General features: G+C 50.1%; 7 protein-coding genes. 6 read left to right on the top strand and 1 reads right to left on the bottom strand.

Annotated elements, in window-relative coordinates; translation table 11 throughout:
- Nucleotides 1-83 precede the first annotated feature (83 nt).
- On the top strand, nucleotides 84-1,364 hold the full coding sequence (locus tag BN6628_RS03500; RefSeq protein WP_235847566.1) for a stalk domain-containing protein: 1,281 nt from the start codon (nucleotides 84-86) through the stop codon (nucleotides 1,362-1,364).
- Between the two features lie 172 nt (nucleotides 1,365-1,536).
- On the opposite strand, the gene BN6628_RS03505 is transcribed toward BN6628_RS03500, so the two are convergent.
- On the bottom strand, nucleotides 1,537-2,727 hold the full coding sequence (locus BN6628_RS03505) for a hypothetical protein (RefSeq protein ID WP_082926770.1): 1,191 nt from the start codon (nucleotides 2,725-2,727) through the stop codon (nucleotides 1,537-1,539).
- Nucleotides 2,728-3,049: 322 nt separating this feature from the next.
- On the opposite strand from BN6628_RS03505, the gene BN6628_RS03510 reads away from it, so the two are divergent.
- The 5 genes from BN6628_RS03510 to BN6628_RS03530 all read left to right on the top strand — a co-directional run bounded on the left by BN6628_RS03510 (nucleotide 3,050) and on the right by BN6628_RS03530 (nucleotide 12,270).
- Entirely contained in the window at nucleotides 3,050-5,365 is a 2,316-nt protein-coding gene (locus BN6628_RS03510) for a glycoside hydrolase family 65 protein (protein WP_068614327.1), read from the top strand.
- Entirely contained in the window at nucleotides 5,362-7,845 is a 2,484-nt protein-coding gene (locus BN6628_RS03515) for a glycosyl hydrolase family 65 domain-containing protein (protein WP_068614329.1), read from the top strand. Before BN6628_RS03510 ends, BN6628_RS03515 begins: the two co-directional genes overlap by 4 nt.
- A gap of 50 nt (nucleotides 7,846-7,895) precedes the next feature.
- Nucleotides 7,896-8,531, top strand: coding sequence for a beta-phosphoglucomutase (gene pgmB, locus BN6628_RS03520; RefSeq protein ID WP_068614332.1), 636 nt, complete (start codon nucleotides 7,896-7,898; stop codon nucleotides 8,529-8,531).
- A 593-nt stretch (nucleotides 8,532-9,124) separates the two neighbouring features.
- Nucleotides 9,125-10,915, top strand: coding sequence for a cache domain-containing sensor histidine kinase (locus BN6628_RS03525; protein ID WP_068614335.1), 1,791 nt, complete (start codon nucleotides 9,125-9,127; stop codon nucleotides 10,913-10,915).
- Nucleotides 10,916-10,944: 29 nt separating this feature from the next.
- Nucleotides 10,945-12,270: a response regulator transcription factor gene (locus tag BN6628_RS03530; RefSeq protein WP_068614338.1), complete on the top strand. Its 1,326-nt coding sequence runs from the start codon at nucleotides 10,945-10,947 to the stop codon at nucleotides 12,268-12,270.
- Nucleotides 12,271-12,345: the final 75 nt, after the last annotated feature.

A 12,345-nucleotide genomic window follows, 5' to 3' on the forward strand; every position in this document is an offset into this window, starting at 1 on the left:
ACAGCTGACCGGGCTTTCATCGGGAAGAGTAGATTGGCTGCACGGGCATCCATTTTAATATAGACTGCTGGGGAGTGTATGTAGTGATTTTAAGGGGAAATCGGAAATGGCCGGTTGTATCCGGCATGCTGGCTTTAATGATTATGATTGCGGGTACAGGCACAGTCTCGGCTGCGAACGAAGGGACAGGGCAGCCGGGCAGCCAGCCAGCCAGCTACAAAATTGTGGCGATCGGGGACTCCATCACGGCCGGATTTGAGCCGGCAATGGTTACCCAGAAAGATCCGAAGCCATACGGATATGTAGACCGTCTTCAGGAGCAGGGTTGGTTCCGGGGGCGTACCCAGACCGTGAATTACGGCATTCTTGGCCTTAAGACAGGCGGTCTTAAGAATTATATCCGGGCCATTAAAGAGGGAAGAACCCTGACCCCGGACGAGATTCAACCCGCCCTTGTCGACCCGAGAGCCGCTTCCTTCGGCCAAGGGACTGCGGCCGCTAAGTCTGATCTTCAGACCGCGAATCTGATTACGGTTACAATCGGCGGCAATGATGTAGCCCAGGTCATGGAAGCTGCCGTCAGCGGATCTGCGTCCTCGGACCAACTGGACACAAGTGTGACAAAGCTGCTTGCGGACTACAAGGCGAATGTCGGTCAGGCGCTTGATGATCTGGCCGGGCTGAATCCGAATGCGCAGATTGTAATTGCGGATCAATACCAGCCGGTACCGAAGCTGGCTGGGGCAGCCGTATATGACAGGCTGGAGAAGGCAGCGGATGCGTTTACCGCTTCAGTGGACTCTCTGGCTGCGGAGCTCAGCGCTAAGGGGGCCAAGGTGAAGGTGGCCCATATCGCCAAGGAGTTTGTCGGCGGGGAGATTTCATACACACATATTCTGGAGAAGGATATTCATCCCAATCAATCCGGATATGAAGTGATTGCCAAAGTATTCGCCCAGGCTGTATGGGGTGATTATCTGAAGCCTTCGACCACTGACGGCGATGTGCCTCTAACGGTAATTGTGAAAGGCAGCGAGATCGTAACACCGTACAAACCGGTGGTGAAGAACGGTCAGACTTTTGTGGCGATTAAAGATATTGTGAATGCGCTTGGCGCATCCTCAACCTGGGACAACCGCAGCAGCAGCGCGACCATCAGCAGTGGGACCCGCAAGGTTGTCATTCCTGTGGGTTCCAAGACGATTAAGGTGAATGGCCAGAGTGTAGCTACAGCAGCTCCCGCCTATTTGAACAAAGTGGGCAAAGAGACCAAGACCTATGTGCCGCTTGCCCTGATTGCTCAAGGGCTGGGCATGGATGTGCAGTACAGCCCGCACTTGAAGGCAGCATTCATTAATCCGTAAGCATCAAGCAACCAGGCGGAACGCAAGGTTGGCCCATAGTATATTGAATATTCAAAGAAACCGTTTCTTTTGTAAATGGGGGCTGGCCTCCATGTTACCAAGAAACGGTTTCTTTTGCTTTTTTTATTGGGACGCACGAAACAGTCGTAGGCGAGAGCAAGAAAGTCTTGATTTACTCGGCAGTGAAGTAGAGTCCAAGAGGCACGGACATGAACGGCTGGATCACCGTCTTTAAGGTGAATGAGGTACTGTCACTGATGACACGGGTCTGCCGGGCACCAAAGCTGTAGGTATGAAGAGTTCCTTCATCAATCTTGTAATGCACATATCCGGTGTTCTCGCTGCGGGGTGCCCCGCCGTAAAGCGTATGGACAGCGGCGAGCCCTGAGGAGTTCTTGATTTCGAATTTGTACGTCAAATCCGTGAACCAGTAAGAGCCCCGCTTCTTCGTGCCCTTCACCACTTCAACGGGAGCTTTGAGCGGCTCCCCCTCTACATTCCAGCTGGTCATAAGCGGCTCCTGCTCGCCGGGATAGGCATAAGGCACGGAATCGCTGACCTTCATGTATTTGGCTGGAGCTTCTGGCGTCAGCTCCAGCTTAACATCAACGGTGCGTGCCGAGTGCTTCAGAAGCCCCCGGTAATCGTCCCCGTTGGTCACCGCAATCCGGGTGCTGGCAGCATATTCATTCACCTTGGAGACCCCGTTGTTGGTCACAACATCCGATACGATCACAGCTGCGCTCTGTCCTGTCTTTACATTTACAGCTCTGAAGTCTCCGATATAATTCATGACTTGATAAGGAGCAACGGAAGTCGAATAAGGAAGAGTATAAGACCCTTTTGGCGGAATTGTCGCAAGAAGCGTGCCGCCTGTTCCTTCAGGGAGCTTCATGAATTGTTCTGTTGCAGCCTTTAAGGATGTGACCGGATCGGCCGAGGTTCCGCTGGAATATCCTTTACGTTTGATATAGAGCTTAACCGGGCTTAATGAAGGATTCTTTACATGCATATAGAAAGATACCTTTTTCTTAGTGGCATTAGTGTGAGCAGACCAGAAACGGAAGCTGCCGTTCATCTGGTCACGGTAGAGCGTGGTATTGACCTGCACAACGTCCGAGCCGTCTGAGCGGTTGCCTTCGTATAGAGCTTCCGGTGCATTGGAGACAAAGACAGGGGTGCCTCCCTGGGTAAAAGTAAGCTTATCCAAAGAGCCCTCACCCGGTTGTATTTGTACAGCCGTTTCCGGACGCGGGGCGAGATCACCTACCGACAATCCGTCCGCTGCGGATAGGGATGCAGGCAGGAGCATAGCTGCGACGGCAGCAGAGAGAAAAAAATGTTTAAAATTCCTCAGTTTCACGATATACCTCCATAGGTTTATTCTGGTTAATTTTAATGAATGAAAGAATCGATACAAGTTGAACTTAGGAATTACCAAAGGGTAATAGTGTGAAATGATTCTGGCATGTAAATCCATAGCCCGACTTCTATAGCATTTAATTCTATGACGCTTAATCCTCCGGAAAGTTACCAGATTTTATAAATTAATTTGATGAACTCCTTATTGCTCTGAAGATACGTAGTTTCACACATAAGCTGGATAACGCTGCACATTGGGTACTCCCGCATTTTTGGATAGTCTGTGGAGGAGACATAGATATTGACAAAGGGAGAGGGAGAGCATGCCTAAAATTGCAGACAAATACTTAAAAATTGATCCCTGGGCGATCGTAGAAGAGGGCTTTGATCCGCAGCGGAACAGGGTCTCGGAATCTATTTTCTCGCTGGGAAATGAATATATGGGCGTACGGGGCTACCCGGAAGAGGGCTATAGCGGTGACAGTCTAAAAGGAAGCTACTTCAATGGCCTGTTCGAACAGATGGAGGTCAGCGCCCACTACAAGGGAATTATCAGGTCACTGCGCTTTATGGTGAATGCGGTGGATTGGCTGTATACAAGAATCACTATTGATGGAGAGATTCTGGATCTTGCCACTAGCCGGATATCTGATTATAGAAGAAGGCTGGATTTTCGTACGGGGACTTATTCACGTGAATTTGTTTGGCATTTGCAGGGTGGAAGGTCTATAAAGCTGGAATTCACTCGACTGGTTAGTATGACCGCTTCTAATCTGGGGGGACAACGGATTAAGCTGACTCCGCTGAATTTCTCAGGTACGGCCCAGCTGCGGACCGGTCTGGATTTTTCGGTAATCCATGAGGACCAGGGACGCGGGTTCTGGAAGTGTCTCGGCAAGGGCAACCGTGACGGAATTAGAGCTATGATCGGCGAGACAGCCAATACAGGGAACCGGTTGTATGCCAGTTACAAAGCTCATTCCGATGCCATGACCGCTTCGGCGGATATCGAAGATGAACTGTTCATCGGTCAGGACTTGACCCTCCGCCTTGAACATAGGCAGGTGGCGGTATTCGATAAGCTGGTGGTGAATTACACAGAGAAGAATTTGCAGACGGACTTAGACAGCTTGTGGACTAGGGGACATGATTTAGCACTGAAGCATACAGCTCCGGGACTCGAGACCGCACTGGAGGACCAGCATGCTTATTGGAAGCGCATCTGGGAGACTTCGGACATCACAATTGATGGGGATGAGGAGAATCAGCAGGGCATCCGGTTTTGTATTTTCCAATTGTACCAGACCTATCACGGCGATAATCCTGGCTTCAATATCGGGGCCAAAGGGCTGACCGGCGAAGCGTACCGGGGGCTAGCATTTTGGGATACCGAGTCTTACTGTCTTCCTTTTTATATTTTCAATAACCCTAAAGCGGCTAAAAGCCTCCTGGAGTTCAGATACAAGTCCCTGCCCGAGGCGCTTCAGCGTGCCCGTGATGTGGATTGTGAAGGAGCCTTCTACCCGATTGCCACTATTGACGGCACAGAAAGCTGTGACCTCTGGCAGCACTCCAATCTTCAGCTTCATGTTGGTACTGCGGTGGCCTACGGATTGTGGCATTATGTCAAAATCGTGGGAGACAAAGCTTTTCTGTATGAAAAAGGCGTTGAGATGCTGATCCAGATTGCCCGCTTCTACGCGACCCGGGGTCAATGGGGCCAGAAGACCGGCCAATATGGCTACTATGGGGTTATGGGACCTGACGAATTCCAGCTGATGGTCAACAACAACGCATATACCAATTTGCTGGCCAAAAAAATGTTCGAATATACGCTGGAATCGGTAGAGGAAATGAGGAGGGAGGCAGGGGCCGCATTCAGCGAATTAGCCGTTCGGCTAGAACTTAAAGAAGATGAGCTTGCACAGTGGAAGCATCTGGCTGAGCATATGCGGATTCCAAAAGATGAGCAGAGCGGGATCTACGAGGAGCATGACGGGTTCTTTGATATGCCGCATCTGGATATTCACAGTATCCCGGTTACGGACTTTCCGCTGTATTCGAACTGGTCCTACGATCGTCTGTACCGCTACGATATGATTAAGCAACCCGATGTGCTGATGTTTATGTTCTTGTATAATCAGCAGTTTACGCTTGAAGAGAAGCGTGTGAATTATGAGTATTATGAACCGAGATGTATTCATGAGTCGTCGCTCTCGCCGTCGATTCATTCCATTCTGGCCTCGGAGCTTGGGAAGCATCAGGAGGCATACAATTTTTTTGAGTTTGCCACACGTCTGGATTTGGATAATTACAACCGGAATACACGGGAAGGGCTTCATACCACTTCGATTGCTGCAGCCTGGATGAATGTGGTGTATGGGTTCGGAGGCATGCGTTCGGATGGGGAGGATCTGGTGCTGAACCCTTCCCTGCCAGATCGCTGGAAAGAATTCAGCTTCCACATTGTCTACCAGGGAACAACGCTCAAGGTTACCGTGGAGAGAACCCAGGTTAAAGTGCGCTCTCTATCTGAGGGGAGAAGCGTACGGCTTCGGATCTATGGTGAGCTGCATACGGTGGATGAGTCCGGAGTGGTTATTGAGGTTCCGTCTGCAGAGAGGGGGATCGTATCATGAGCTGGACGGTTAGGGAGACGGGATATACCTCGAAGTCTGCGGAGGTTAATGGCAATAAATTTATGATCGGAAATGGCCGGTTTGGCTACCGCGGAACATTGGAGGAATTCACGAAGCAGGAGCTGACCGCAACGATTGTTGCCGGGTTGTATGATCAGGTCCCGGGCAAATGGCGGGAGCCTGTGAATGTGCCAAACGGCTTGGCAACTAGAATCTATGCAGATGATGAGCAGCTTAGTGTACTGAACCTCGTTCCTGTACATCACGAGCAGGAGCTGGATATCCGGCAGGCTGTGCATTGCCGTACGACAACTTTTGCGGTGGGAGAAGCTTCAGAGATGCATACAACCGGCTCCGGTGGAGCTTCAGACAATATGATTACGTTCCGTTCAGAGCGCTTTGCCAGTCTAGCTCAGCTGCCGCTGCTGGTCAGTAAAATGTCCCTCAGCTGCACCCGGAATTGCCGCATCGTGATTGAGACAGGAATCGATGGGGACGTGTGGGATATTAATGGCCCCCATCTGGAGGGGTCCGAAGCGGTTGAAGCGGGCGTGTGCATCGCTCTGAAGGCTGTATCACAAGAGCTGAAGCAGACGGTTGTGGTGGCTGAAAGCATGTGGAGCAATTTTGGAGATATAAGAGGCATGGGCATAGATGCAGGCGCAAATACAGGCGCGGAATCACGAATTGCTACAGACGCAGGAACAAATACAAATGCGGACTCACGCATTGCCACAGACACGCACATAAACACAATCGCGGATTCACGTATTGCCACAAATAATGTCACTGAGGAAATCGTGAGCGAAGATCAGCAGATATACCGGAGAATCACGGTGGATTGTCTGGCCGGGGAGACCTATGAATGGGTAAAATATGTGTCGATCTTTACGGGCCTCGACCCGGTGACAGATCCGCTGCAGGCTGCATTAAACAGCTCCAGAGATGCGCGAGAGGCAGGATACGATCAACTTCTGGCAGAACACCAGCGGAAATGGGACGAGAAATGGGCTTTGTCAGATGTACGGATTGAAGGGGACGATGAAGCCCAGTTCGCTTTAAGGTACAGCATGTATCAGCTGCTGATTATTGCCCCTTATGATTCGGAAAAGGTGTCCATTCCGGCAAGAGGGCTCTCCGGGCAGGTCTATAAAGGCGCCGTATTCTGGGATACCGAAATGTTCATGCTGCCCTTCTTCCTCTTCACCCAGCCGGAGGTAGCCCGTAACCTGATGATGTACCGGGTTCATACCCTGGAGGGGGCACGGCGCAAGGCAGCGGAATATGGGTTTGAGGGCGCCTTTTATGCCTGGGAGAGCCAGGACAGCGGTGAGGATGCCTGCACACTGTTTAATGTGAGCGATGTATTCACCGGACGAAAGATGAGAACCTACTTCAGGGACAAACAGGTGCATATCAGCGCCGACGTGGTACATGGCATATGGCAGTATTACACTTTTACCGGGGATATCCGCTTGCTGCTTGAGGGAGGTGCCCGCGTAATCTGGGAGTGTGCCCGCTTCTTCTATTCCTATGGCTATTACAATTCACGGAAGATGAGGTATGAGATTCTGGATGTTACAGGTCCTGATGAGTATCATGAACGGGTGAATAATAATGCGTTCACGAACTATATGGCCAAGCGTGCGCTTGAAACGGCCATTTTGGTGATGGAGCTGCTGCAGCCTGATTATCCGGAACTGGTTCAGGAGATCCTTGCCGGAGGAGAGCCGGGACCGACAGTTGAGCATATCCGTGAGATGCATGATCAGCTGTATGTTCCGCAGCCTGGCGCAGAGGACGGCATTGTTGAACAGTTCGATGGATACTTCCAACTTGAGGATGCCTCCCTGGATGAAGTGAAATCCCGGGTGATCCATCCGAATGAATATTGGGGCGGAGGGAATGGCATTGCCACCACTACCCGGATTATCAAGCAGGCGGATGTGGTCCTCATGCTTCATCTGTTCAAGGAGGTTCTTCCTCAGGAAGTCAAAAAAGCCAACTGGGCATATTACGAGCCGCGTACAGAGCATGGTTCAAGCCTTAGCCCATGTGTATACGCGCTGGTAGCCTCGGATATCGGTTCCCCTGATTGGGCATATCCTTATTTTATGCGCACAGCTACCATTGACTTGACTGGAGATTCGAAGCAGTATGTCGGGGATTTATATATTGGCGGTACACATCCGGCTGCGAACGGGGGAGCCTGGATGGCGGCAGTGCTTGGGTTTGCGGGACTTCATTATGAGAAAGGAGTACTGCATATCCGGCCGCAGCTGCCGGCCAAGTGGGAGAAGATCAGCTTCTGTGTGGTTCTCTTGGGGCAGCAGTATCAAATTGAGGTCAGCAAGAGCAGAGTATCGGTAATTCCACAAGCGGTTTACACCCGCAAACTCCCGGTTGACGTGTTCGGTGAGCGGCGGATTTGTCAGCAGGATCAAGCTGTTGACGTGGATTACGGGACGGACAGAGTCTGAGCCTGACTGTATAAATTAGCAGTATAACTGCCAAATAGAGGAGAGACACAATGTTTGAACAGATGAAAGGGGCCATCTTTGACCTCGATGGAGTTATTGTGGATACAGCTAAATACCATTACCTGGCTTGGCGCAGCCTTGCGGAGGAACTAGGCTTTGAATTCACAGAAGAAGATAATGAGCGGCTTAAGGGTGTAAGCCGGATGGAATCTTTAAATATTTTGCTTGAAATTGGCAGAATCGATGCACCAGATGAAGAGCGGGAGAGAATGGCCGCTTCCAAAAACGAGAGGTATGTGGAATTCATCTCCCGCTTGGATGAGTCTGAGCTGCTCCCGGGAGTTAGAGCATATTTGACAGACCTCCGCAGCAAAGGGGTCAAGATTGCACTCGGTTCCGCAAGTAAGAATGCGGAATTCATCTTGAGCAAGCTGAACATCAGAGGTCTGTTCGATGCGGTTGTGGATGGCAATCAGGTGGTCAACGCGAAGCCGGACCCAGAAGTGTTCCTGATTGCCTGCCGGAAGCTGGGCCTTGAACCTGCTGAATGTGTCGTCTTTGAAGACGCGGCTGCAGGTGTTCAGGCGGCGATTGCAGCCGGAATGGGTGTAGTGGGAATTGGCAGAGCGGACCTGCTGCCTGGTGCGGATAAAGTAGTTTCGGGCGTGGATGAGCTGCTGACTTAGATTTTTTGCAGGATCAGCTTTTGACCTGGAGCCCGTATTGTGAGCCGAACTGGTAGGGATAACTGGGGTAGCTTGAGCTGAGCGGAATCTGGAGAGCAAGCAGGAGTGTAAGAAGCAGAGGCAGAGCAGGAGAACAAGTATAAGCAGAAGCAGCACAAGCAGAAGAGCAAGTAGAAACAGAGGCAGCACAAGCAGAAGAGCAAGTAGAAACAGAGGCGGAAGCACAAGCACAAACAGAAGCAGCACATGCAAAAGAGTAAGTAGAGAACAAGTGGGTAGCAAGAGAAGAACAAGCCGAAGAGCGAGCTCAAAGGCAGGCAGAAGAATAAGAAGCACAAGCAGAGGATCAAGTGAAAGAACAAGCTGGGAGGCAAGAGGCAAGCAGGGAGGTGAACTCTCCCTGCTTGTTTTTTTCACTTAATAGGGACAGAGCAGTGATCTGTCCCCCTTTTTTTACCGGATAAGTCTTATAATCTAGTTAGTAGGCAAGGCCCTGCACAAAAGTGCTTACATACACTCATACTTTCCGTAGAAATGCCTATGTCCGCACTGATTTTAATTGATATATTTAACTCAGCCGGAGGTGTGAGCCGTTGAATTCAGGATTTATGAATCCGCTGTCAAAAATGAATGTGAAGCAGCAGCTTATTCTGCTCCTGCTGATCATGTTCAGCCCCATCTTCATTCTGTATGCCTACGGAAATTTGAAGGCGGAACAGATTCTGAAGCATCATGTCACCAATGCTTATGTGGAGCTGAACAAGCAGAACTTTACGCTGATCAACCGGGACATCGATACCGTAAATAAAGTGACCTCCACCGTGATCCAGAACCCGCTTGTCCAGCAGCTGGATGTGCATGTGTCTGATTCGGTGTATGAGCGGGTGAAGAAATACGAGAAAATCGAGAAGATTCTGAACGGCTACTCGCAGGCTGCAGACGGGCGGGAGCCGATCTATTATTCACTGTATGTGTATGATCCGGATGATGCTTATTTTTTCGCGCCGAATTATCCTCAGGTTAAGAAATCGGGTGTTTATTTCGTGTCGAACAAAGACAAGCCGGAATGGTTCGACGAGGCTATTGCCAAGAAGGGCAAAGGCTACCTGAGAATCATTGAGGGCATGAACTCGCAGGACAACGAGAAGATGAGCACCTTGGCTTATGTCAGGGCAATCAATAATATCTCCAAGGGCGAGACTATCGGTGTGCTGGTGGTCACCAAGATGGATGCGAAGATTGGGGAGTCCTTGCAGACGGTAGACCTGCCAGACGGCAATATCTACTTCACCGATTGGGACAACCGGATACTGGCTTCCACAGAACCGGAGACTGGGACCCTCCTGCAGCTGCAGGAAGTGAACCAGAATATGGTGAAGCCGGAGGGCGTAGTGGATGTAATCACGTCTGAGTATATTTATGTCATGAACTATAATCATGCGCTGGAACAGAAGCTCATTTATAGGGTTCCTGTCAAAGCCCTGCTCCAGCAGCAGAACGAAATGAAACAGGTGATCCAGCTTATCTCTATCGTCTACGCTGCGGTCGTGCTGCTGGTGATGGCTTATTTCTGGAAATCACTTATGATGCCGCTTCAGCGGCTGGCCTTCTTCGTACGCAAATATGTTCCAGGCCATTCCGTACCGGTGACCCCGCGCAGAGGCAGGAATGATGAGGTGAGTGTACTGATTACATCCACCTATGATATGGCCCGCCGGTTGAACGATCTGGTTCAGAATCAGTACCAGATGGAGATCCGTGAGAAGGAAGCGCAGCTGCAAATCTTATATCAGCAGATTAATCCCCATTTACTGTACAACACGCTGGAGAGCATCTATTGGAAAAGCTCGCTTGAAGGCAACGTGGAATCGGCAGAAATGATTAAGGAGCTGTCCAAGCTGATGAAGATCAGCCTCAGCCGCGGCAGGGAGCTGATTACGCTCGAGGAAGAGCTGGAGCATGCCAAGGCCTACATCAAGCTCCAGCAGATGCGATACGATTACAGCTTCAAGGTGGTCTGGGATATTTCCGGGGATACGCTGGAGCAGCTTATTCCGAAGATTACCCTGCAGCCATTGATTGAAAATGCCATTATCCATGGGGTCAAGAATATGGAGGATGACGGGGTAATCCTCATCCGGGCCTGGAGAGAACAGGGGAATATGCTGATTCGGATTGAGGATAACGGGTATAAGATGACCGACTATGCGGCGATTGACAGGCTGCTGAATGACGAGTTGCATGATCCGTCCACGGGTTATGGCATTCGGAATATCCATCAGCGCATCCGGCTTCATTTCGGTCCTCTATATGGTCTCAAATATATGAGACGCGAAGAAGGTGGAACATCGGTAACCATCATTCTCCCTGCCGACCAGATATAGAACATGAGAGAAGACAAAGGAGGAATCCCATGTACAATGTATTAGTTGTGGATGATGAGCCGCTGATTTGCAAAGGCCTGCACAATTTGCTCTTGTCCTCAGGTTTGAGCATACAACAGGTGTATACAGCCCATAGCGGGTATGAAGCCCTGGATTTTATACGAATGGAAGAGATTGATCTGCTGGTGACCGATATTCAGATGGGGGCCATGAACGGCATCGAGCTGATGCATCAGGCCAAAATGATCAGACCCCGGCTGCAGGCGATCATCATTTCAGCTCATGAGAATTTCCAATATGCCCAGATGGCTCTGCGGCTCGGAGCCAAAGACTATCTTATCAAACCGCTGAACAGTGAGCACTTTCTAGATAGTGTGCGCAATGTGCTTCTTAAGATGGATAAGCCGATTCCGGGGTTAGAGGAGATTATGGCGGATATGGATGAGCATTTTCATATGGAGGAACCTCTTCCCGCCAGTACAGAACAGCTTAACCGGCTGCTGGAGAACCCTGCTGCTGTGCTTGATGGCCCTCTCGGCGCAAACGAAGGGTATGGACTTGGATTATATGGACCTTATTATGCCATTATCAAACTCCAGATGAATCCGAACTCCCGCTCTGAAGGCCATTTCTCCTCTAGGGATCTCCAGCTGTTCAGGTATGCGGCGCTGAACATTGTTCAGGAATTGATGGAGCAGGAATGGAATGCCACGTCGTTCTACTCGTCAAGCCGGGAGATCAGTGTGATTGTACAGTGGAGTGAGAAGGAGTATGAGGAGCCAGGCATTAACAAAATCAACCAGCTGGAGATGATCGGGCGAAGCCTTCATTATCATATTCATAAATATTTGGGGATGCACTGTGTAATTGGCATCAGCCAGATTCTGAAGGGGATCGAATTTCTGGAGATTCTGAACAAGCAGGCGGGCAAGGCCATCCATTGGAACCAGAAGCATGGGGACCATTATGTCTTTTACTATGGTGATTTCAACTGGAATGTCTACTCCAGCGACCCTTCTGAAGAGGAAATGAGCAAGCAGAGCAACTGGATTGTTGAGAAGACGAAGCAGTATATCGAGGAGAACTATGCCCAGAAGGGCCTTACCATACATGAAGTAGCCAAGAAGAATCATGTCAGTCCCAACTACCTGAGCTATCTCTATAAGAAGACTACGGGATATAACCTGTGGGAGTACGTCATTAAGCTTCGGATGGAAGAGAGCCGCTCGCTCATTCTGAATACAGACCTGCGCCGGTATGAGATCGCCGAGAAGGTCGGTTATGAGTCACCAGAGCACTTCAGCAAGATTTTCAAGAAATATTATGGCATGAGCCCAAGTGAATTGAAGAAGTAAAAATAACTATGATTCAAATAGATATACACATGTGAACTTCCCCCCTTCTTATCTACAATGAGTGAAGACACAGGA

The sequence above is a fragment of the Paenibacillus tuaregi genome (assembly GCF_900086655.1).
Classification (GTDB): domain Bacteria; phylum Bacillota; class Bacilli; order Paenibacillales; family Paenibacillaceae; genus Fontibacillus; species Fontibacillus tuaregi.